This window comes from Microbacterium esteraromaticum, from assembly GCF_014084045.1.
GTDB classification, from domain to species: domain Bacteria; phylum Actinomycetota; class Actinomycetes; order Actinomycetales; family Microbacteriaceae; genus Microbacterium; species Microbacterium esteraromaticum_D.
This window is the reverse complement of the sequence record NZ_CP043732.1, coordinates 2,539,944-2,559,751: the sequence shown is the minus strand read 5'-3', so window position 1 is coordinate 2,559,751 and position 19,808 is coordinate 2,539,944. Positions and strand designations below refer to the sequence as shown.

General features: G+C 66.2%; 24 protein-coding genes. 11 read left to right on the top strand and 13 right to left on the bottom strand.

Going from position 1 to position 19,808, the window contains the following annotated elements; all coding sequences use genetic code 11:
• Positions 1 to 25: 25 nt before the first annotated feature.
• Positions 26 to 1,009 (bottom strand): N-acetylglucosamine kinase, encoded by a 984-nt coding sequence (locus FVO59_RS12190; RefSeq protein WP_182252879.1) that lies wholly within the window; start codon positions 1,007 to 1,009, stop codon positions 26 to 28.
• Positions 1,010 to 1,118: 109 nt separating this feature from the next.
• On the opposite strand from FVO59_RS12190, the gene FVO59_RS12185 reads away from it, so the two are divergent.
• The 7 genes from FVO59_RS12185 to FVO59_RS12155 all read left to right on the top strand — a co-directional run bounded on the left by FVO59_RS12185 (position 1,119) and on the right by FVO59_RS12155 (position 8,811).
• A complete protein-coding gene (locus FVO59_RS12185; protein ID WP_182252878.1) occupies positions 1,119 to 2,054 on the top strand; it encodes a MurR/RpiR family transcriptional regulator in 936 nt (311 codons plus the stop codon).
• The gene (locus FVO59_RS12180; RefSeq protein WP_182252877.1) at positions 2,051 to 2,803 is read left to right on the top strand and encodes a sugar isomerase domain-containing protein; all 753 of its coding nucleotides are present in this window, start codon (positions 2,051 to 2,053) and stop codon (positions 2,801 to 2,803) included. Before FVO59_RS12185 ends, FVO59_RS12180 begins: the two co-directional genes overlap by 4 nt.
• Positions 2,804 to 2,886: 83 nt before the next feature.
• Positions 2,887 to 4,305, top strand: coding sequence for an N-acetylglucosamine/diacetylchitobiose ABC transporter substrate-binding protein (gene ngcE, locus FVO59_RS12175; RefSeq protein ID WP_182252876.1), 1,419 nt, complete (start codon positions 2,887 to 2,889; stop codon positions 4,303 to 4,305).
• Entirely contained in the window at positions 4,302 to 5,324 is a 1,023-nt protein-coding gene (locus FVO59_RS12170) for a carbohydrate ABC transporter permease (RefSeq protein WP_346265673.1), read from the top strand. Before ngcE ends, FVO59_RS12170 begins: the two co-directional genes overlap by 4 nt.
• Positions 5,321 to 6,229 carry a carbohydrate ABC transporter permease gene (locus FVO59_RS12165; protein WP_182252875.1) on the top strand — a complete coding sequence of 303 codons (909 nt, stop codon included), beginning with the start codon at positions 5,321 to 5,323 and terminating at the stop codon, positions 6,227 to 6,229. The genes FVO59_RS12170 and FVO59_RS12165 overlap by 4 nt, the downstream gene beginning before the upstream one ends.
• Before the next feature lie 125 nt (positions 6,230 to 6,354).
• Complete coding sequence (locus FVO59_RS12160; RefSeq protein WP_182252874.1) at positions 6,355 to 7,149, top strand: SGNH/GDSL hydrolase family protein; 795 nt, start codon at positions 6,355 to 6,357, stop codon at positions 7,147 to 7,149.
• Positions 7,150 to 7,659: 510 nt separating this feature from the next.
• Entirely contained in the window at positions 7,660 to 8,811 is a 1,152-nt protein-coding gene (locus FVO59_RS12155) for a tyrosine-type recombinase/integrase (RefSeq protein ID WP_259363551.1), read from the top strand.
• On the opposite strand, the gene FVO59_RS12150 is transcribed toward FVO59_RS12155, so the two are convergent.
• Positions 8,741 to 8,971: a DUF3263 domain-containing protein gene (locus FVO59_RS12150; RefSeq protein WP_182252872.1), complete on the bottom strand. Its 231-nt coding sequence runs from the start codon at positions 8,969 to 8,971 to the stop codon at positions 8,741 to 8,743. The genes FVO59_RS12155 and FVO59_RS12150 overlap by 71 nt on opposite strands.
• Positions 8,972 to 9,105: 134 nt before the next feature.
• On the opposite strand from FVO59_RS12150, the gene FVO59_RS12145 reads away from it, so the two are divergent.
• From FVO59_RS12145 to FVO59_RS12135, 3 genes are read left to right on the top strand one after another with little or no spacing between them, the layout of a single operon-like run.
• On the top strand, positions 9,106 to 9,300 hold the full coding sequence (locus FVO59_RS12145; RefSeq protein ID WP_182252871.1) for a type II toxin-antitoxin system HicA family toxin: 195 nt from the start codon (positions 9,106 to 9,108) through the stop codon (positions 9,298 to 9,300).
• Positions 9,297 to 9,680 (top strand): HicB family toxin-antitoxin system, encoded by a 384-nt coding sequence (locus FVO59_RS12140; protein ID WP_182252870.1) that lies wholly within the window; start codon positions 9,297 to 9,299, stop codon positions 9,678 to 9,680. The genes FVO59_RS12145 and FVO59_RS12140 overlap by 4 nt, the downstream gene beginning before the upstream one ends.
• 38 nt (positions 9,681 to 9,718) lie before the next feature.
• A complete protein-coding gene (locus tag FVO59_RS12135; protein WP_182252869.1) occupies positions 9,719 to 10,009 on the top strand; it encodes a hypothetical protein in 291 nt (96 codons plus the stop codon).
• A 62-nt stretch (positions 10,010 to 10,071) separates the two neighbouring features.
• Here the strand turns inward: FVO59_RS12135 and FVO59_RS12130 are convergent, their stop codons facing one another.
• The 7 genes from FVO59_RS12130 to FVO59_RS12100 all read right to left on the bottom strand — a co-directional run bounded on the left by FVO59_RS12130 (position 10,072) and on the right by FVO59_RS12100 (position 14,473).
• Positions 10,072 to 10,380 (bottom strand): hypothetical protein, encoded by a 309-nt coding sequence (locus FVO59_RS12130; RefSeq protein WP_182252868.1) that lies wholly within the window; start codon positions 10,378 to 10,380, stop codon positions 10,072 to 10,074.
• Entirely contained in the window at positions 10,380 to 10,805 is a 426-nt protein-coding gene (locus FVO59_RS12125) for a hypothetical protein (RefSeq protein ID WP_182252867.1), read from the bottom strand. The genes FVO59_RS12130 and FVO59_RS12125 overlap by 1 nt, the downstream gene beginning before the upstream one ends.
• Positions 10,802 to 10,954: a hypothetical protein gene (locus tag FVO59_RS12120; RefSeq protein WP_182252866.1), complete on the bottom strand. Its 153-nt coding sequence runs from the start codon at positions 10,952 to 10,954 to the stop codon at positions 10,802 to 10,804. Before FVO59_RS12120 ends, FVO59_RS12125 begins: the two co-directional genes overlap by 4 nt.
• Positions 10,942 to 12,396: a peptidoglycan DD-metalloendopeptidase family protein gene (locus tag FVO59_RS12115; RefSeq protein ID WP_259363550.1), complete on the bottom strand. Its 1,455-nt coding sequence runs from the start codon at positions 12,394 to 12,396 to the stop codon at positions 10,942 to 10,944. Before FVO59_RS12115 ends, FVO59_RS12120 begins: the two co-directional genes overlap by 13 nt.
• Positions 12,397 to 12,474: 78 nt before the next feature.
• Entirely contained in the window at positions 12,475 to 12,744 is a 270-nt protein-coding gene (locus tag FVO59_RS12110; protein WP_182252864.1) for a hypothetical protein, read from the bottom strand.
• Positions 12,741 to 13,760, bottom strand: a complete 1,020-nt coding sequence (locus FVO59_RS12105; RefSeq protein WP_182252863.1) for a hypothetical protein — start codon at positions 13,758 to 13,760, stop codon at positions 12,741 to 12,743. Before FVO59_RS12105 ends, FVO59_RS12110 begins: the two co-directional genes overlap by 4 nt.
• The gene (locus FVO59_RS12100; RefSeq protein WP_182252862.1) at positions 13,757 to 14,473 is read right to left on the bottom strand and encodes a hypothetical protein; all 717 of its coding nucleotides are present in this window, start codon (positions 14,471 to 14,473) and stop codon (positions 13,757 to 13,759) included. The genes FVO59_RS12105 and FVO59_RS12100 overlap by 4 nt, the downstream gene beginning before the upstream one ends.
• 98 nt (positions 14,474 to 14,571) lie before the next feature.
• Here FVO59_RS12100 and FVO59_RS12095 point away from each other — a divergent pair, with 98 nt between their 5' ends.
• On the top strand, positions 14,572 to 15,636 hold the full coding sequence (locus FVO59_RS12095; protein ID WP_182252861.1) for an acyltransferase family protein: 1,065 nt from the start codon (positions 14,572 to 14,574) through the stop codon (positions 15,634 to 15,636).
• On the opposite strand, the gene FVO59_RS12090 is transcribed toward FVO59_RS12095, so the two are convergent.
• Genes FVO59_RS12090 through FVO59_RS12075 form a run of 4 tightly spaced genes read right to left on the bottom strand, consistent with a single transcriptional unit; the run spans position 15,633 to position 19,786 of the window.
• Complete coding sequence (locus FVO59_RS12090) at positions 15,633 to 16,838, bottom strand: hypothetical protein (protein ID WP_182252860.1); 1,206 nt, start codon at positions 16,836 to 16,838, stop codon at positions 15,633 to 15,635. The genes FVO59_RS12095 and FVO59_RS12090 overlap by 4 nt on opposite strands.
• A 1-nt stretch (position 16,839) precedes the next feature.
• Entirely contained in the window at positions 16,840 to 18,009 is a 1,170-nt protein-coding gene (locus FVO59_RS12085) for a hypothetical protein (RefSeq protein WP_182252859.1), read from the bottom strand.
• 20 nt (positions 18,010 to 18,029) lie between these two features.
• A complete protein-coding gene (locus tag FVO59_RS12080; protein WP_182252858.1) occupies positions 18,030 to 19,640 on the bottom strand; it encodes a fibronectin type III domain-containing protein in 1,611 nt (536 codons plus the stop codon).
• Positions 19,640 to 19,786, bottom strand: coding sequence for a hypothetical protein (locus tag FVO59_RS12075; RefSeq protein WP_182252857.1), 147 nt, complete (start codon positions 19,784 to 19,786; stop codon positions 19,640 to 19,642). The genes FVO59_RS12080 and FVO59_RS12075 overlap by 1 nt, the downstream gene beginning before the upstream one ends.
• Positions 19,787 to 19,808: the final 22 nt, after the last annotated feature.

Sequence of the window (19,808 nt, the reverse complement as noted above, 5' to 3'; positions counted from 1 at the left end):
TCAAGTCTACGGCTCGCGCGAGCGACTACCGGAACGCCGATACGGTGTCGGTCAGTCGCGCGAGCACCGCGTCGTCCGGGATGCCTCCGGCGGCACGCACCGCGAGAACCGCGGCGCCGACGGCGCCGTCGCTGACAGGGCGGAGGTCGAGACCGTCGCCGTCAGCGCCGAGCCTGGCCACGAAGGCGTCGCGCACGGGCCCTGATCGCGCCAGCACACTGCCGCCGACGACGACCGGGCCGGGGCGGTCGAGCACAGCGGAGAGCGTATCGGCGAGCTGCTCGCCCGCGGTCATGAGGATGCCCCTGGCGACGGCGTCCTCGACGTCGAAGGCGTAGGGCGTGAGACCTGCCAGCTCAATGGGCGGATGCCCGTACAGCCGCCCGATCAGCTCCTCGAGCTCCTGCAGCCGGCCGTCTGTGCGGACGTCGGTGCGCTCGAGCTCGTAGTGGGCGAGCACGCGATCTGTGAGCGCCGTGGCCGGACCGGTGCCGTCGAGGTCCTGCACCGCGGCGCGGGCGATCGCGTGGCCGATCCAGAAGCCGCTCCCGCGGTCACCGAGCAGCCAGCCGAGTCCGTCACCCGTGTCGACGATCCGGCCGTCCTGCACCCGGATGACGCACGCTCCCGTGCCCGACACCAGCGCATATCCGACGGGTGCGGCCGCGCCGCTGAAGTAGGTGGCGAGCAGATCGGACTCGAAGCGCAGTGTGCCGCCGAAGCCGGCAGGGGCGAGTCGCTGCATCAGCCAGTCGCTGCCGCCCGAGGCGCGCATCCCCGCCATCGCCGGCACGATCACCGAGACGTCCGCGAGGCCGTGGCCGGTGGGCTCCAGAGCGCCGCGGATGGCGTCCAGCACTCCGGCGGCCGCGCGCTCGGGACCGGCTGAGATGGGGTTTCCGCGGCCGCCGACGCCGTAGCCGAGGCAGCGGCCGGAGGGGTCGGTGAGCACGGCCCTGGTGGAGGTGCCACCGGCGTCGACGCCGACGAGAAGCGGTTCGTGATTCATTTGTGATGTTGTCCTGTTTGACGTTTTCGTCGCGTGAGAATAGTTTTCATTGCAACGGAGATCGCCGGACGAGAACTCTCGCCCGGAACCGCGGAAGAAGTTGGAGGCAATGGTGCCACGGACCCGGGACATCGGCAACGGACTGACGATCGCACGCCGGATCGCAGACCGCCGCCGGGCCATGCCCGCGGCGATGAGCAAGATCGCAGACGTCGTCACCGAGCATCCGACGGCCCCTGTCGAGCTGACCATTACCGAGCTGGCGGACCGCGCAGGCACCTCCGCCGCCACCGTCACGCGCTTCTGCCGCGCCCTTGGCTTCGACGGGTACACGCAGTTCCGCGTCGGAGTGGCATCCGAGATCGGCCGCGGCGACGCCGACGAGAGCTGGCAGGCCGACATGGGGCGCGAGCTGAGCGCTTCGGACGAGCCGGGCAAGGTGCTCCACACACTGCTGAGCCTGCACGTCGAGAGCCTCCAGAGCACCGCGACCCGCATCGACCTGGACGATGTGCTGCGCGCTGCGGACGCGATCACGGCGGCCCGTCACGTCGACATCTACGGCGTCGGCGGCAGCGGAGTGATGGCGCGCGAGTTCCAGGGACGCCTCTATCGCATCGGCGTCAACGCCCACAGCTGGTCGGACGTGCACGACGGGCTCACGAGCGCCGTGCTGCAGGATCAGTCGTCCGTGGCCATCGGGATCTCGAGCACCGGACGCACCGAGGAGACCGTGCAGATGCTCTCGCAGGCGCACTCCACCGGGGCGTTCACCGTCGCGATCACCCATGACGTCGACTCGCCGCTCGCCGGGCTCGCCGACATCTCGCTGGCCACCGCCGAACCCACCGCATACCTGCGCCCCGACGACCTCTCCGTCAAGCACTCGCAGCTGCTCGTGCTCGACCTGCTCTACGTGCTCGTCGCCCAGCAGACCTTCGGCGTCGCGTCCACCCGGCTCGCGGCAAGCGCGATGGCCGTCGCCCCGCACCGCCGAGCCCCACGCGCCCACAAATCCACCCCCGGCTCGCAGGAGACCCGATGACCGCCACCCCCACCGCGCTGCTGCGCGAAGCCACCTCCCGCCTGGAGCGTCTGTCAGCCGACGCCGAGGCAGGCGCCCTCGACACGGCGATCGGCCTCATGGTCGCCGCCCTCGACGCCGGCGGCGTGCTGCACGCCTTCGGCACGGGTCACTCCGAGGCCTTCGCCATGGAGATCGCCGGCCGCGCCGGCGGCCTCATCCCGACCAACCGCTTCGCGCTGCGCGACATCGTGATGCACGGCGACCGCGGGATCGATGTGCTCACCGGGTCGCTGGAGCGCGAGCCCTGGGTGGTCGACGAGCTGATGGCGACGGTGCCCGTGAACGAGCACGACGTGTTCCTCATCGCCTCCAACTCGGGCGTCAACGGCTCGATCGTCGGCACCGCGCTGTGGGCGAAGGAGCGCGGGCACTCGGTGATCGCCGTGACCAGCCTCGCGCACACCGCACGCGTGGAGCCGAAGCACCCCAGCGGCAAGCGCCTGAGCGAGGTGGCGGATGTCGTCATCGACAATCTGGCGCCGTACGGCGACTCCACCCTCGAGGTCGCAGACGGCATCGGCGCCGGCGCGATCTCGTCGATCACCGCGGCGTTCATCGCCCAGCTGCTCACTCTCGGCGTCGCACGCACGATCGCCGAGCGCGGCGAGACCCCACCGATGTACATCTCCGCCAACATCCCCGGCGGCGATGAGCACAACTCCGTCCTTGAGGACCGCTATGCGGGCCGCATACGACGGGGAGCTTGACCTCCGAGCTCACCCTGGGTTCCTGAGCTCGTCGACGGACCCGAACACCGATCACGAACACAATCACAACGGAAGGTAATGAGATGGACCTCAATGAAGCATCCATCAGCCGTCGCAGCCTGATCCGCGGCGCAGCCGCCGCAGCGATCCTGCTGCCCTTCGGCGCCACCCTCGCCTCGTGCGCAGCCCCCGGCGGCGGTGGCGGGGCCGAGGGCCCCGCAGGCGAAGTCACCGCCGACAACCCGTTCGGCGTCGCGGCCAACTCGAAGGTCGACGCGGTCATCTTCGACGGCGGCTACGGCGTGGACTACGTCGAGAACGCGGCGAAGATCCTCGAGGGCAACAAGAAGCTCGGCGGCGTGAGCGTCAAGGTGTCGGCGTCCACGAAGATCGCGCAGGAGCTGCAGCCGCGCTTCGTCGGCGGCAACCCGCCGGACCTGATCGACAACTCGGGTGCCAACTCGATCGGCTGGAACACCATCCTCGAGCAGCTCGAGGAGCTCGACGACGTCCTCGACGCCGAGAACCTCGAGGGCGAGAAGATCCGCGACACGCTCTTCGGCGGCGTCGAGGCCCCCGGCACCTTCGACGGTCGCTTCGTGGCCCTGAACTACGTCATGACCGTCTACGGCATCTGGTACTCCTCGACCCTGTTCGAGGAGAACGGCTGGGAGGTCCCGACCTCGTGGCAGGACCTCAAGGCCCTCGGCGAGGCTGCGAAGGCGAAGGGCAAGTACCTCTTCCTCTGGGGCAAGGAGGCGGCGACCTACTACCAGACGATGGTCGTGGACTCCGCGGTCATCCAGGCCGGCGATGACTTCCGCATCCCGTTCGAGAACCTCGACCCGAACGCCTGGTCGCACCCTGCCGTCCAGAGCATCCTCGAGATCCTGCACGACCTCATCGCCTCGGGCTACGTCAAGCCCGGCGGCGCCGGCACGCAGTTCACTCAGGCCCAGTCGCAGTGGAGCCTCGACCAGGAGGCGCTGCTGTACCCCTCTGGCTCGTGGATCGAGAACGAGATGAAGAAGACCACGGCCGACAACTTCAAGATGAAGGGCATCGCCGAGCTTCCTCTCGACGGCAACCAGACCACCCCCAAGGGCACCATGCGCGCCGAGGCAGGCGAGCCGTTCGTCGTCCCCTCGAAGGCGAAGAACCCCGAGGGCGGCAAGGAGCTGCTGCGCACCATGCTGTCGAAGGAGTCGGCGACGGCGTTCGCCAAGGAGAAGCTCGCCCCGACCATCGTGAAGGACACCGTGCCTGCGGACGGCTTCGGCTCGACCGCGCTGGTCTCGCAGTCCGAGCTGCTCGCCACCGCCGGCGAGAACGTCTTCACCATCAAGTCGACGAACCTGTACGGCATGAACTCCGACCAGCTGCCCATCTGGAACTCGTTCCTCGATGGCAAGATGACCGTTGCCGAGCTGACCTCGCAGCTGCAGGCGCTGGTCGACAAGGTGCGTGAGGACTCGTCGGTCACGAAGATCGAGATCAAGTGAGCAATTCCACCGTCAGTGGTGGACCGGGGTTCCAGACGGCCGCGGTCACCGCACCCAAGGCGGGGCGACGCAAGTCGCCCCGCCTCGGGCGGCGCAAGCTGACCTTCGACTACGTCTCGTTCCTGCTCGTGTTCCTCGGCCTGCCCGTGGCGATCTTCCTGATCTTCGTGATCTCGCCCTTCGTGCAGGCTCTGTACTACGCCATGACGAACTGGACGGGGTTCTCCCCGAACATGGACTTCGTCGGCTTCGACAACTACGTGCGCCTGCTGAAGGATCCGACCTTCATGCAGGCCATGGGCAACAACATCCTGCTGGCGATCGTGGTGCCGCTGATCACCATCGTCATCGCCCTGGTCTTCGCCAGCATGATCACCGTCGGCGGCCCCAGCCACGGCCAGGTCCGCGGTCTCAGGGCCTCGAGCTTCTACCGCGTGGTGTCGTTCTTCCCGTACGTCATCCCCGCCATCGTCATCGCGATCCTGTGGAACATGATCTATGCACCCACAGGACTCTTCAACGGAATCCTGGGGCTGTTCGGCATCGACACCAACGGCTTCGCCTGGCTTGGCGACGAGCGCACCGCCATGGGCGCGACGATCTTCGTCATCGTCTGGAGCATGGTCGGGTTCTACATGATCCTCTTCATCGCCGCGATCAAGGGCATCCCGGCCGAGACGCTCGAAGCCGCCCGCATCGACGGCGCGGGGCGGATGCGCACGGTGACCTCGATCCTGCTGCCTCAGATCCGCGACAACGTGCAGACCGCGTACATCTACCTCGGCATCATGGCCCTCGATGCATTCGTCTACATGGCCGGCCTGAACTCGACGGGCGGTCCTGGCAACAGCACGCTGGTCATGAGCCAGTACCTGTTCCGCACGGCGTTCGAGAAGGGCCAGTTCGGTCTCGCCACGGCGATGGGCGTCGTGCTCGCCGTCATCACCCTGCTGTTCGCCGCCCTCGTCATCGGCGTGTTCCGCTTGATCGGCGGCAAGGACGAAGGAGGACGCGCATGAGCATCGACACCCGTGCCGCGGTCACGATCAATCGCAAGAAGAGCGCGCAGCCGACGGAGCGCACCGTGAAGTCGACCACGGGCGACAAGGTCGTCGGCGGGGTCTCGCACGTCGTGATGGGCCTGTGGGCGCTCGTCGTCATCCTGCCGATGCTGTGGACCCTGATCGGCTCGTTCAAGACGACGAAGGAGATCTTCGCCTCGCCGTTCGGCCTGCCGGCGAACTGGAACCTCGACAACTACATCAGCGCCTGGGTCGACAATAACTTCGGCGGCATGTTCCTGAACACGGTCATCGTCGTGGGCGTCTCGCTGGTGCTGGTGATGGTCCTCGGAGCCATGTGCGCCTATGTGCTCGCCCGGTTCTCGGTGCCCGGCAGCCGCGTGATCTACTACCTGATGCTCGCGGGTCTCACCTTCCCGGTGTTCCTCGCGATCGTTCCGCTGTTCTTCATCCTGCAGGGCATGCAGCTGCTGAACACCCTCCCCGGCCTGATCATCACGTACGTGGCGTTCGCGCTGCCGTTCACGGTGTTCTTCCTGTTCTCGTTCTTCAAATCGCTGCCGTACGAGATCCAGGAGGCCGCCTATGTCGACGGCGCCAGCGAATGGCGGACGTTCTTCCAGATCATGCTGCCCATGGCCAAGCCGGGCATGGCAGCCGTGGCGATCATGAACTTCCTCGGCCTGTGGAACCAGTTCCTGCTGCCCATCTCGCTGAACACGAACACCGACAACTACGTGCTGTCGCAGGGCATGGCGTCGTACGCGTCGTCAGCCGGCTACGCCCTCGACTTCGGTCAGATGTTCGCCGCCGTGATGATCACGATCATCCCGGTGCTCATCGTCTACGTCCTGTTCCAGCGTCAGCTGCAGGGGTCGGTGTCGCAGGGCACCTCCAAGTAGCGTCCGCATCCGGATCGCCCCTCCCCGCTCCTGCGGGGTGGGGCGATCCGCGTCACACGGCAGGCGTTGTCGCTCTGTGACCTCGCCGGAATCCGATTCGCGGCGACGTCGCATACGCTCTTCTCATGCCATTGCACCCGCCGACCCGACGGCGACGCACGGCCCTCGCGATCGGAGGCGCCGTCGCGGTCGCGCTCGCTGTCACCCTGAGCATCGCCCGACCTTGGCTCCCGCCCGCCGAGACCGCGCCGGTCGCCGCCGCTGAGAGCGGCCTGTCCCCCGCCGCTCTCGCCCTGCCCGAAGACCCGGAGGTTCTCGTCTTCGGGGATTCGTGGACGTACGGCTCGGCCGCGACAGTCCCCACCGACGGCTACGCGTACCGCCTCGCGCGGCTCATCGCCGGCGACACCGTCGTGCGCGGCGTGCGCGGCAGCGGCTATCAGCGCCCTGGCGTCGACGGGCCCGACTTCCTCACCCGCGTGGCAGAGCTGGAGACGTGGATCGATCCGGATCTGATCATCCTCCAGGGGTCGATCAACGACCGGCGCTCCGATGCCGCCGCGTATCCCGCCGCGGTCAACGCGGTGTGGGATGCCGTGGTCGCGAAGTATCCCGGCATCCCGATCGTCATCCTCGGGCCGGCACCGCACGAGCTGCCGGTCGGCGCGAGCACCGCCCGCATCGACCGCGACCTCGCGGGGCTCGCCGCCGCACGCGGATGGTGGTACATCTCCCCTGTGCAGGAGGACTGGATCACCGAGTCCAACTATCTGCAGCTGATCGACGCCGGCGTGGGACGCAAGCATCCCTCCGACGCAGGACACGCGTATCTCGCAGACAAGGTCGCCGCTGCCCTGGAGCGATTCGGCACCGCACCGGTGACCGCGGCAGACGGAGCGAAGCCGAAGCCGGCGAAGTGACCGCACCGGCGTGCGCCGACCCTCCTCATCGCAGCGTCCCTGGCCGACGATCATCCGCCCGAGACGAGAGAAGACCGCCCGCGGGCGGTCTTCTCTGAGTGTGCCCCCGACAGGAATCGAACCTGCGACCTACGGTACCGGAAACCGGCGCTCTATCGCATCTGGGGTTGCAATACGCGCATATGCGTAGTAGCGTCTCAGATGTAGTGAACAGGGCGCATAGCCTGCACGACGTTGGCTACATGAAATGGCTACTACCAACCTTGGCCGGAAGGGAGCAGTGATGATCCGCCAGCGGAACATCCGCAGAAGACCGATGCACGTCGGAGTGACCAACCAACAGATGTGGTCAGCGCATGGGAGAAGACTGATATGACGCCACGCAAAGCAAGCAGGGGGCGGCGTGGAGACGGGGCCATCTACAAAGAGGCATCCGGGCTCTGGGCTATAGCGATCGAACTCCCACCGATTCGGTGGAAGAACGACGGGACACCAGTTCGCAACCGCAAGGTGCAACGGTTCAAGACCCGCAGCGAAGCCAACGCCGCCCTCCGCGACCTGCGGGAGCAGAAGCGGCAGATGGGAACACTCCCAGGCTCCTCTCCCACCGTGGCGTCATGGTTCGAGAAGTGGCTCCGGGTGCACGTTGTGCCACGCAAGCGGCCGCGAACCGCGGACACCTATCGAACCTACGTGAACCAATACATCGTGCCGGCGCTCGGCTCGACTAAGCGTCTCGCGCAGATCGGTCCGGAAGAGGTGCGACGGATCGAGGCGTACGTCTATAGCAAGGGCCTGTCTCCCACCACTGCTCGCAACGCCTACCATTACGCGTCGGCGGGACTCGAAGCCGCTGTACGTGAGGGACTGCTGCTCAGCAACCCCGCGTCCCGCGTGGAGCCTCCTCTCGCGGGCATCCCCGACCTGGACGTCTTCAGCCTCGACGACGCCATCAAGCTGCTCGAGCATCTTGCAACGCACCCCGACCGGGCGCTCTGGATGGCCTATCTTCTGACTGCCGCGCGGCGGGGAGAGATTGCGGGCCTCGAAGCCGATCGCGTCGGAGACGTGCTTGACATCTCCTGGCAGCTACAGCGCCTCGCATATACGCACGGATGCTTGACGCCGTGCGGGCGGAAGCGCGCCGGGAACTGCCCCGACCGGCGTCTCGACGTGCCCAACGACTATCAGGTGCGGCCGATCTCTGGCGGGCTTCACCTGACGCGCCCGAAGTCTCGCGCGGGGTGGCGCACCATACCCCTCGTGGAGCCCCTGCGCAGCGTTCTGCGCTCCCATATCGCCGGAATGCGGCCCAACCCCTGGGGTCTCTTATACGCGGGCACACACGGGCGCTACGGAACCGTCACACCACCCGATCCCGACCGGATCACGAAAGAGTGGCCCAAGTTGCGGAACGAGGTGTTCGGTCCCGGACGCCGGGTGCGGTTGCATGACGTTCGCCATTCGACCGTCGACCTGCTGTATCTCGCTGGCGTCCCTGAAGACCTCATTCAAGAGATCGTCGGCCACTCCACGCGTTCAATGACCCGCGCATACAAGTCGCGCTCGGATCTGGTTCGGCTCGAGTCCGCTATGCAGCGTCTATCCGCACTCTTCGCGATCGAGCCCGCTCTCCCATCGTCCGCACCCGTCGAGCGGTGATGGGGTCGGCGCGTATCCCGTCGATCGACCGTGCTGCGCGCCCCAACAGGACGTAGTACCGGGCGGGTGTGATTCCGAACGTTGCACGGATGGTTTCTTCCTTGTCCCCGTTGTGGCGTGGGTGTGCATGTTCGAAGGCGAGTAGGTCGCTGGGCAGCATGGGGGTATTGTCCCGCCAACCTCCGACATACCCCTGTGGCAGGGGGCGGTGCGCTGGTTCAGTAGGCCCCGTTGTGCTCCAAATTTGTCTAGTCCTGCTTGACTTGCACTGTCTAGTCGGGCTAGACTATATTCATGGTTAGCGAGCAGCCCACGCGGAAGATCGTCAAAGTCCTCCGTGACGCCGGATTTACCCCCGCACGGACGGTCGGCTCACACACCGTCTGGGTCAACGGGAACGTAAGCATCAGCGTCCCGGACGGGCATAAGACGATCTCCCCCGGAGTTGTCCGCAAGGTGCACAAGGCAATCGAGGAGGCCCAGAAATGACGCAGTACGAGGTCACCATCAGCCGAGAAGGAAAGTGGTGGATGGTCGCGATTCCAGAGATCGACGGCCTCACGCAAGCACGCTCCATCAAGGAAGCCCACGAGATGGCGCGCGAGTACATCGCTGTCACTCTTGACGTGCCCATCGACTCGTTCGAGATTCATGTGACCGCCGAACGAATCGGAACCATTGAACATGTCACCCAGGTATTGGAGGACATCAAGATCGAACGCGCCGAAGCCGAGCGTCTGGAACGCGAAGCGAACGAGCGCGCTCGAAACCTCGCTAAGGATCTAGCTGCGCAAGAAGTCACTCTCCGCGACATCGGAGAGCTTATGGAAGTGTCCCACCAGCGTGCACACCAACTCGTGAATGCATAGCTGAAGGGTTGTCTGTGGCCGGGAGTATCGTCCACGGCATGCATCCCGATACGGCTCTCGATATTCGGTTGTCGGCGATTCTGACGCGTGGGAAGTTCACGGCTGATCCGGCTGTGGTGATTGCTGAGTTGCGTGCTGCGGCCGGCGTGCGGACTGGTGTGCTGGTGGGGACGGTTGGGACGTGGATCGGCTACCACGGCGGCGACGAGCACCTGCGCGTGTTGGTTGATGCGCTGCAGGTCGAGTTCGGGGACGCACTGCACCCGGGTATTGCGTTGGGGCAGTCCAGGCGTGGGATCGGACACACCACCCCGCCACCACCCGAGTAGCCACCAACACAGAATCGCCCCTCACCCTCCGAAGAGGATGAGGGGCGTTCAACGCAGTTCAGTCAGTAGCGCTGCGGCGAGGTGCGCTGCTCGAGCGCGGTCGCGGTGGTCTTCGTCACCATGGCGTAGGACGCCTGAGCGACGACGATCGCGAGCAGCACCAGCACGGGCCAGTCAGGGATCGTGTCGCCCGTGTACACGTAGTAGAACGCGAGCACGACGGTCGTGAGCGCCAGGGCCACGCCGACCGCGACGATCTTCTTCACGGTCGGCGACCACTCGGGGCGCTGGATGAGCGCCTGCACGTACGGGGCGAGCAGTGCCAGCAGCACGAGCACGCCCGCAGGAATGGTGGGGAGGGTGATGTCCATCAGGACTCCTTCTGTTCGATCGAAGTGATGCGACCAGACAGGTCGCTGATCGCATCTCGGTTGGCGCGACGGTCGTCGCGGAGTTCTTGCCGGATGCCGCCGATGTCGGCTCCGACCTCTTTGCGGAGTACGCGGATCTCGCCGGTGAAGGTGGCACGGAGATCGTCGATCCACCGCTTCGTCTCACGGTGGCGCTCGTCGTTCTCCTCGCGCATGTTCGTCGAGTGATCGTTTTCGACCTGCACGCGCGCTGCCGCACTGTTCGTCCGCGCAGCCGAGGCATCCGCCTTGACCCGGGCGACGTCGGTCTGCACCGCCCCGACGGTCGTGCGCACCTTCCCGAGCCGGGTGGCGACGATCCCGAGAAGCGCGAGCACGATCGCCTGGCCGGCTGTGATGATCGTGATGAGGACCCCCTCGCTCACCCGATCACCGCCATACTCGGCGCGCACATCAGCATGAACGCGGAGATCGCGACAGCGAACAGGACGCCGAGGCATCCGACCTCGAACATGGAGACGTGGCGTCGGGCCTGCCCGTGCTGCACGTTCCGGCGGCGGGTCACGACAGCCACCCGTCGATCCGCTGGCCGAAGGCCTGCAGGTCACCGATCGCCGTCGACACCCGCGCACGTAGCTCGAGCAGCTCGGCCTTCACGATCACGACGGACCCTGCCGGAACCTCCGGCTCTGGATCGGGCGCGGCGAGCTCCTGTGCGCGCTTGACGATCCCGTCGAGGTCCATCGACGGGCCGGGGCACGCAGTCGCGGCGCCCGTCTCGCGGTGGCCGATGACGTGCGTGCGGTCGATCGGGAATCCGAAGTGCTTGGACGCCCAGACGACGAGGTGTGCGATCGCCTCGTGCGAGGCGTCGGATATCACCCAGTCGGTCCCGGCCACCTTGTCAGTACCGGACACGTCCCCCGTGACGTTCTGCGTTTCCACAGCCACGGACCGGTCGTTCCACGAGCCCGTCGAGGACGGCTTCATATCGGGCGGGATGAACTCGACGACCGTGCCGTCCTTCTTCACCTGCCACGTCGGGCACGAACCGCGGTCGTTCTTCGTCTTGAAGTACGCCTCGTCGTCGTTGGTTGATCCCTGGTGGTGGATGATGAACCGGTCGATCGTGACGCCTGCGGTGCGGGCGGAAGCGAGCGGAACGTTCCATGCGCGGATCGCGTCGGGGTAGACGGGCTCGCGCGGGGTCGCTTCAGGAACAGGCGTCGGTGTCGGGGCAGGCGCCGGTGGGAATGCCTTCGCGTCAGAGGCTGGCCCCCAGATCGCGTCGGCGGTGAGCCCGTTCGCTTTCTGCCACTTGTACGCAGCGAGTGAGGTGCGCCCGCCCCAGATGTTGTCGGGGTCGGCTCCGACCTTCGCCTGAATGTCGCGCACGGGGCGACTGGTCGCGTTGCGGCCCGCAAGGATCAGGTCGGCGAGTTCGTTCGTCTTCGGTCCGAATACGCCATCGTCCTTCAGCCCGCCGATGCGCTGCAGCGTCTCCGTGGCCTCCTGGGATGCTGGGCCGTCCTTGCCGTCGATGTCGCCGGAGTAGAGACCGAACGCGGTCAGCTTCTGCTGTGCGGCCTTCACCCATGCTTCGCCGTACAGGGCGCGTGCGGGCCAGTTCGACATGTCGGTGCTCCCTCCCGTCGGTGTGGCACCGACGACGCGCGACCGGTCGAGCAGCGCCATCATGCCTGCGTACGTCGCGTTGTTGATGTTCTCCATGTGCAGGTGCGGTCCGGTGCTGTTCTGGCCGAGCGAGCCGACCTTCCCGATCACGGTTCCTTCGGACACGCGCGCGCCGACAGCGATCGATGCGGGCGCGTCCTGATGGGCGTAGCCGACGACAGCGCCGTTGTCGTACTGGATGGTCGTCCAGTACCCGCCCCGGTCCGTGCGCGGCTTGCGCAGCACCTTTCCCGCCGCGGACGCACGAATCGCCGTGCCTCGAGGCTGTGGGAAGTCCACCCCGCTATGCCCTGGGTAGGTGCGGGGATTGCTGAACGGCATCGGCATCAGAGCCACGACGGGCCCCCTTTCACGACGAAGCCCCGCACACGGGCGGGGCTGAGAACGGGTGGGGCTGGCTCAGGCGCCAGCTTGGATGACGAGGATCTGTCGGTGCTGCTCGGCGCAGATCACCCGCTGCCCGACCGTGTGCACCATGAGGGACACCGCCGGGGTGGAGATCGGCTGCCCGACCGTCGGGCTCGTTTCGTCGAGGTCGACGTCACCGTCGAGTGCGATCCGCAGGGGTGACGCCTGGGTGACGGTGCCCAGTCGGATCTCCGACTTCCGTCGAACCTCGCTCACGAGGCCATGAATCAGCTTCTTCAGCGGGGCGAAGCGGTCTTTCACAGCACTTGCCTCCACTCCGCATCGATGTCCGTGAACGGGGTGAAGCTCATCGACATGCGCTGGATCGTCGCCAGCCGGGTGACGCCGTCCTCCGGGATGAACTCGACCAGATCATTCGGATTCAGGTCGAGCATCGCGTGGGACACGCTGATCCGGGCGACGGGGTCCATCAGGTCACGCAGCTTCCTGGCCGCGTACTGGTCGATGATCTGCTGCGACTCGGCTTCGACGCCCTCTTCCGTGGCGGTGATCCATCGGCCGCGCGCCTGACGGGAGAACGGTGACGTCGGGTCGTCGTTCTTCGCGATCCCGATGAGCGGTGGGTTCTCTTCGTCGCCGCGTCCGATCGCGAGGAACCGATTCGGGACGTCGGCGAGGTTCTGCTCACGCGACCAGTCCGGGAAGTGCAGGGACTCCTCGCCATGCGCGAACCGGTGCGTGATGCTCCGATTCTGCGGGTCGACATAGGGCTCGATGCGGAATTGGCCTGAGCCGTCACACCAGAGCGACCAGTACCCGGCCGCCTGCAACAGGTCGTTGATGATCCCGAGTTTCGACGTCCCGGCCGGCCAGGTGAGCGCGGCCGTGAGCGTCGCATCGGACGAGGTCGACGCGACACGGGTCTCTCCGGTGGAGGTGAGCAGGTCGACGGCGGCCGGGATGATCTCCGTGCCCGCCGCGATCGAGAAGCGGGCTTCGACCTTGTCCTCCGCGGGGACGTTCATCTTCGTCAGCAGCCCGACGTCATGGGTGGTCACGCCGAGCCCCGAGTGCTGATCGGTCGGGGACGCGAACATGTACGTCCCGACGGGCCAGGACCGGTCACCGTCGTGGAACCAGGCGCGGACACGGTTCGACGCCCAGTCGATGTTCTGCCGCCCGTCGACAACCAGCCGACCGGACCCACCCAGCGCCGACTGAGCCACGATCTCCGCACGGCCGCCCGTGACGCCGTCGAGCTCGCCGATGGGGCGGTCTTCACTGTCGAGCAGCTCGAAGGACCACCGGGTCGTCATGTCGCCTCCGTGAATGTGAACGAGTACCCCCACAGGCCGTTCCACCCGCGGATGCCGTTCGCCTGCTGGATCGCGAGAAGCCGGTCAAGGTCGACGTCGCTCAGCACTCCGTACATGCGGCGTCCGTCCGGGTCACGGAACAGGAACAGGCGGGACGGGAGTTGCGCGATGCGGATCAGGTCTTCGATGTTCGCGGTTTCCTCGATCCACTTCTCATCCGTCACCCGCCCGGACACGGCGACGGCACGGGAGGTCATCTCGCCGACGAGCGCGACCGGCTTGGACCGGCCGGCGTACTCCTTGAGCGCACGCTCCCGCCCGCCCGAGTGCTTCACATCGGGGTTCAGCGGGAGACGTCCCGTGTCCCCGTACCCGGGTCCACCTGATAGCCAGAACGCACCGGAGCGCGCCTGCACGGTGATCTCCGTCTCCGACGTCGCCCCCTCCGCCGTGAAAGCGACCGCCCGGTAGAGGTTGTCACCGTAGGACAGGGATTCGAAGTCGACGAGGTTGATGCCGTCCCCGGCGACCGCGTCATCGACCACCGGCTCCCAGGTGAGGCCGCCGTCGACCGACCGTTCGATGGTGACGCGCTCCGCACGAGCGATGGTGTCGGTGACCGAGATCCGGTTCCCGACGACGGAGACCTCGCCCTCGTCAGCGCCTTCCTCGACGTACGGGTGCTCGTTGTCGAAGCCGATGTTCGTGACCACAGCAGACCACCTCTCTCGTGTGCACCGGACCCCCTAGGGGTCACGGGCGCTCGCGTTGCATGTCGGCCGGAGGACGCCCGTTCGATACGCTCGGGCTCATGACTTCATTGGGGGCCGCGTTCAATCCGAAGCAGAACAGCCTGAATGCTCTGCGCCTGCTGTTCGCGACCGCGGTGATCGTCGCTCACGCGTGGCCCCTGAGCGGCCGGACAGACGAACCGATCGGGCCCGGCGCGTTCAACTCGCTCGGCCCCTGGGCCGTCGCTGGCTTCTTCGTGATCTCGGGCTACCTGATCGCTGGCAGCCGTGACCACTCTGCGATCGCCCCATTCCTGTGGCGCCGATTCCTGCGGATCTACCCGGCGTTCGTCGTTGTGCTTGCGGCGACGGCCTTCGTCTTCGCCCCGCTATCGACTCTCGTCATGGGCGAGTTCTCGATCACCGCCGGGGTTGAATATTTGCTCAAGAACGCCGGCCTCTACATCTTCACATTCGACGTGAATGGCACACTTCCCACCGCACCGTATCCAGACGCGTGGAACGGGTCGCTCTGGACGCTCTTCTACGAAGCGCTCTGCTACGTCGGAATCGGTCTCGCGATGACTGTCATCCCTCGGCGGTGGCTGGCGCTGGCACTCTCGATCACGGTCATCGGCGGCATGGCAGTCACCGCTGCGCACGTGTATCTCGACGTGCTGCATGTGAACGTCATCTTGCACACCATTCGCCTCGGGACCTACTTCGCCGCGGGCGCTCTGCTGTACGTCCTCCGGGAGCGAGTCGCGTACCGGTGGGAGTTCGCCGCCGTGTCCGCTGTGGCCGTCGTCATCACTGCTGCGACGGGGACCTTCGATATCCTCGCGGCCGTCCCGCTGGCGTACCTCTGCATGTGGCTAGGGATCGCGTTGCCGCTGGACCGGGTCGGTGCGAAGAACGACATCTCGTATGGGATGTATATCTACGCCTTCCCGGTCCAGCAGCTTCTCGCGATCACGATCGGGGAGCGCATGCCGCTCTGGCTATTCATGTTGTTGTCGATCGCTGCGACCGTGCCGTTTGCGTGGGCGAGCTGGGTTCTTGTCGAGCGGCCCGCCATGCGGTTGCGGGGCCGCGGAAAACAGACACCACAGATTCCAGCCCCTTCCCTCGCAGCCACGACCTAAGGTTGAGCAGCGATCCTCGTCGGCGCGCCCCAGTGGCGAGGCGCCCACTGGGTCTGTCCCCACGGGAACGCTGCCACCGAGAGGGCATCCGCGGGGTCTCGACCCTCGCGGATGTTCAGCTCGCGATACTTCGCCGTCACGTCCCCACCGCTTGACCACGGGTCCACGCCGAGGAACTGTCTCTCGTAGAAGCCCGGCTCTGCGTTGAAGGCGTGCACGAAGTTGTTGGAGTCGGTGCACACCATCCCGTACTTCTGGATCGCACGGATCACCATACGCAGGAACGGCGGGTAAGGCCCAGACGGGGACAGGTCGAGCGTCGTCGGGAGGCGTGCCCATTGCCCGTGTATCGGCACCTCATCAGATGGATTTGCGGTGTCTCCGTCACCGCTCAGTCCGGGCCACGATGCTCCCTTCGTGATGTAGCGCACGCCGTCCGGGTCGATCGCTTCGCCGAGACTGTCGGGGAGAGCCATGTTCGCACAGGTGAACGCAACCGCATGATCGATCACACCGCGTCGGGCTCCCGCGATGTCGATCCATCCCGCCCAGTTGTGCATGCGGACCACAGTGTTCCTTCCCATCTGCAATTGCAGGGGATAGTTCCGCTCCGCGAGGTCGATGAGATCTCGGTTGTAGAGCGATATCCCGCCGACCCACGCCGTGAAGCGGTTGGTGTAACCCGCAGTCTGCTCCACGTAGTAGTACTCGCGGACCAGGCCGGACCCGAGATCAACGATCACCACCGACGAGTCCTGGCCCGCTTGCAGTGAGGATGCGTCTAGCCATTTGGGCCACGGAACCCATCCCGAGAGGACCTCAGCGCCGTAGCCGGTCACGCCGATGTCACCGCAAGTCATGTGGATTCGGTTCATTCCCGGGATTCGGGAGTCCACCAAATGAACCTGCACGGGATGCGTTCCGTTGACACTCGTGTTGAGGGCTGTCGGCCCATAGCCGGAGCCGTAGTTGATGTGATCTCGCATCCACTGCGCTTGCGCGACGGACTTCGTGGCGAGCGGCATCTGCGACACGTCGCGCTGGAACACGGTTCCTGCCGCCAGGTATGGATCGAATGGTGATCGCCGCACCGTCGTATAGTCTTCGACTGGCCGGCTCCACCCGTATCCGTCCCATCGCTTAGGCACAGTGGGAACCCACTCGCCGCTGTCCGCCTGATACCGCCGGATCAGTGCGACCATCTCAGGCACCCACCTTGGTGAGCTTGAGGTTGTCCACCGTCACGCCCATAGCGGTCTGCGTGACCCGCACCCACAGCTCCTTGCTCGACACGCCGGGGATGAGACTGGCATCTGACTTGTCGACCACCTGCGGCGTACCGTTCGGTCCAGTGATCGTGATCGTCGTTCCGACCTTCTGCAGCACCCAGTGACCAACGTTGCTGGTCTGATTGCTCAGTGTCGTCTCGACGCCGCCACAGAACAGCCGCGATGAGCCGGCCCCCCGGCCGCCGATGGAAAGCTCGAACTGGTACGGAGATCCCGACTGGTTCCGAATCCCAACGACGAGCCCCGCGGCAGTGCCAAATTGTCCTTCGCCGGAGATCGAGACGACATCGAATTCCACACGGTAGTTGCTCGCGATCAACCCACCCGCAAGGACGATCCTTCCGATGCCCGCGAGACCCGCCTTCTTCTCGAGCTGCGCGGATGCGTTGATCTGCCAGAGATCATCGCCACTCCACGACGCCGCCGATCCACCAAGCGCGAGGTCCAGAGATCGACCGATGATGGAGGATGATGCTCCCCCGGAGAATCCGTCGGACGTGAGCACGGTCAAGACGTTCGGATCGTAGAAGTCGTGCACGAATGGCCGCACGCCGGATGCAAGAACATACCCCGGCTTAGCCACTGGCGTGATGGTCACTGTGCGTGGATACGTTCCTGTCGTTGACAGGGTCGCACCCGGTGTGAGCGTCGCGCCAACACCGCCACCTCCGGACGTCCACACATAGTCCACCCCGATCACACCAGTTGGAACAGTGAAGCGCGAGAGCGTGTCATTCCACGACGGAGACGGCGGTAGCGCTGGTGTTGGCACCAGCTGTTCGGTCGTGTCGATCCACAGGACCGGCAGTCCGTTCTCGGTCGCCGCGGCGGGAGGTGTGGCCTGCACCTTGAATACGGCGCCCAGCGCCGCATACGCGTTGCCGAGCGCAATCTGCTGCGCTTGATCTCGCGCCGCACCCGCCTGCTGTGCAGCGGTCTCAGCCGCAGTCGCAGCAGCGAGCGCCTCCGGAGTCACATCGCCCGACACTTTTCCTGCATCGACGACCTGTCCGTTGTCGCGGGTGAACCGCAGGTGCCCGTCGGCGGCATCTACTGTCGCCGACAGGAACTCGTTCTCAGTCACGAGATACTTGCGGACCATATTCAAACTCCAACCTCTGCGTACCAGGCGCCTTCGTCGAGAACGGCGACGCCGAATTGTTCACCCGAGACAGTGATCTGCACGCCGCCCTGCGATTCGTCCCACACGCCAGTGAGCACGGGCTCCACGGGCGGGGTGAACGCGACGGTGAATGCTTCCACGCCCCATGCCGACCACACCTCACCGGTCGCGGCCTGCGCGCGCACCGTCCACGCACCCTCAGTGAGGCGCGTGGCCAGCTGCAGCGTCGCCGTCGCACCGGACCCGGTCCGGGACTCCACGACCGTGCCGGTCGCGTCGAGCAGCTCCACCCGCCAGGCGGACTGCGGCCGACCTTGAGCCTGGAACCAGGTCCACACCGCGGTCAGGGTTGACGCGTCCCACGTGTCCGCGGGCTGAACGACGGCGACACCAGGTCGGTCGATGACGGTGAACGACGCTGTCGCCGACCACGGCGACCAATCCGGGTGCGCGCCCTTCGTGCGCACCTGCCACTCAACCGCCCCGACAGGCAGCGTCACCGCCCTGGCCTGCGCAGTCGTGCCGGTGAGTACCGTCCACGCCCCACCCGGGGCCCGATACTGCAACTCGTACGCCGACTGCGGTGACGAATCGACCGGGCTGTGCACCCACGACAACGTCACGCTCTCATCCGACGGCGCCACCGCACCATTCGGGCTCAGGGACTGCGGCGGCGACGGCGGGCTGATCAGCTGCACCGTGTTCGACGGCGACGACCACGCCCCCGCGATCCCCGAGACGACGCCCTGCACCGTGTACGTGTGCGTGTCCGCCGGGTTCGGGTCGACATGCGTCCACGGCAGGCTCACACCCGACGCGACCAGCGCCCCGCCGTCGCGGATGTTGAACGACGTCGCCCACGCGGGCCGGCCGGATGCATCGACCCGGATGTCGTCCGCCGCGGTGCGGGCCGCCGACACACCGGTCGGCGCGGCCGGGGACGTGTAGATCGTCGCGGTCGACGACCACGGGCCCTGCCCGCCACCGTTCGACGCCGCCACCCGGTACGTGTACTTTCGGTTCGCCTGCGTCGACTTGTCCGTGTATGTGCCTGACGCGGTCACCGTCGCGAGCGTCTGCCAGGCACCGTCGTCCGTGGATCGCTGCCACACCATCTTGACCGCACCCCACGGCACCGTCACGTTCAGGGTCTGCTGCGAATCCGATACCCGCGTCGCCGACAGCCCGGTCGGGGTCTCCGGCTTGATCGTGTCCGTCACGAAGTACAGCGGGGCCGGATCAGCGGACCCGAAAACGCCCGCGGGACCATGCCACGTATCGATGACGATGGTCAGCTCACCGGCGCTGTTGTGATCGAACCAGCCCGTGGACCCAGTAGCCAGGGTGATGTACTCCTGACCGCCACGGAAGTCGAGGTTGTGCTCGTGTTCGAAGATCTGCCCGCCGACGTTCACCGCCAGCGGGAAGTTGCTCAGCGCGTATGTCTGCGTGCGCCGTTCAGGGTTCCGAGCCCGAACCTCGTATGCATAGGACGAGCGGCGCGCCTGGGTCTGGTCCCGCCGCACATACAGGTACTGGTCGAACGCCGGGCGGCCCGAGTAGGGGCCCGAGATGCTGGCGTCGTAGGCCATCAGACCCCCCGAGCGTCGAAGACGACCTTGTCCGCGTCGTCGAGCACGTACCCGTCGACGTCAGCGGCCGCGCGCCGCACCTCACCGTCGAGCTCGTCATCCCCGCCCACCAGGCGGCCCGTCCTGTCGAAGATCCGGTAACCCATGACACGCTCCCTTGGATATGAC

Bases quoted from the DNA above. Each gene is read 5' to 3' on its own strand.
- FVO59_RS12190 (WP_182252879.1), bottom strand. From the start codon at position 1,009: ATGAATCACGAACCGCTTCTCGTCGGCGTCGACGCCGGTGGCACCTCC.
- FVO59_RS12185 (WP_182252878.1), top strand. From the start codon at position 1,119: ATGGTGCCACGGACCCGGGACATCGGCAACGGACTGACGATCGCACGC.
- FVO59_RS12180 (WP_182252877.1), top strand. From the start codon at position 2,051: ATGACCGCCACCCCCACCGCGCTGCTGCGCGAAGCCACCTCCCGCCTG.
- ngcE (WP_182252876.1), top strand. From the start codon at position 2,887: ATGGACCTCAATGAAGCATCCATCAGCCGTCGCAGCCTGATCCGCGGC.
- FVO59_RS12165 (WP_182252875.1), top strand. From the start codon at position 5,321: ATGAGCATCGACACCCGTGCCGCGGTCACGATCAATCGCAAGAAGAGC.
- FVO59_RS12160 (WP_182252874.1), top strand. From the start codon at position 6,355: ATGCCATTGCACCCGCCGACCCGACGGCGACGCACGGCCCTCGCGATC.
- FVO59_RS12150 (WP_182252872.1), bottom strand. From the start codon at position 8,971: ATGCTGCCCAGCGACCTACTCGCCTTCGAACATGCACACCCACGCCAC.
- FVO59_RS12145 (WP_182252871.1), top strand. From the start codon at position 9,106: ATGGTTAGCGAGCAGCCCACGCGGAAGATCGTCAAAGTCCTCCGTGAC.
- FVO59_RS12140 (WP_182252870.1), top strand. From the start codon at position 9,297: ATGACGCAGTACGAGGTCACCATCAGCCGAGAAGGAAAGTGGTGGATG.
- FVO59_RS12135 (WP_182252869.1), top strand. From the start codon at position 9,719: ATGCATCCCGATACGGCTCTCGATATTCGGTTGTCGGCGATTCTGACG.
- FVO59_RS12130 (WP_182252868.1), bottom strand. From the start codon at position 10,380: ATGGACATCACCCTCCCCACCATTCCTGCGGGCGTGCTCGTGCTGCTG.
- FVO59_RS12115 (WP_259363550.1), bottom strand. From the start codon at position 12,396: ATGCCGTTCAGCAATCCCCGCACCTACCCAGGGCATAGCGGGGTGGAC.
- FVO59_RS12105 (WP_182252863.1), bottom strand. From the start codon at position 13,760: ATGACGACCCGGTGGTCCTTCGAGCTGCTCGACAGTGAAGACCGCCCC.
- FVO59_RS12095 (WP_182252861.1), top strand. From the start codon at position 14,572: ATGACTTCATTGGGGGCCGCGTTCAATCCGAAGCAGAACAGCCTGAAT.
- FVO59_RS12090 (WP_182252860.1), bottom strand. From the start codon at position 16,838: ATGGTCGCACTGATCCGGCGGTATCAGGCGGACAGCGGCGAGTGGGTT.
- FVO59_RS12080 (WP_182252858.1), bottom strand. From the start codon at position 19,640: ATGGCCTACGACGCCAGCATCTCGGGCCCCTACTCGGGCCGCCCGGCG.
- FVO59_RS12075 (WP_182252857.1), bottom strand. From the start codon at position 19,786: ATGGGTTACCGGATCTTCGACAGGACGGGCCGCCTGGTGGGCGGGGAT.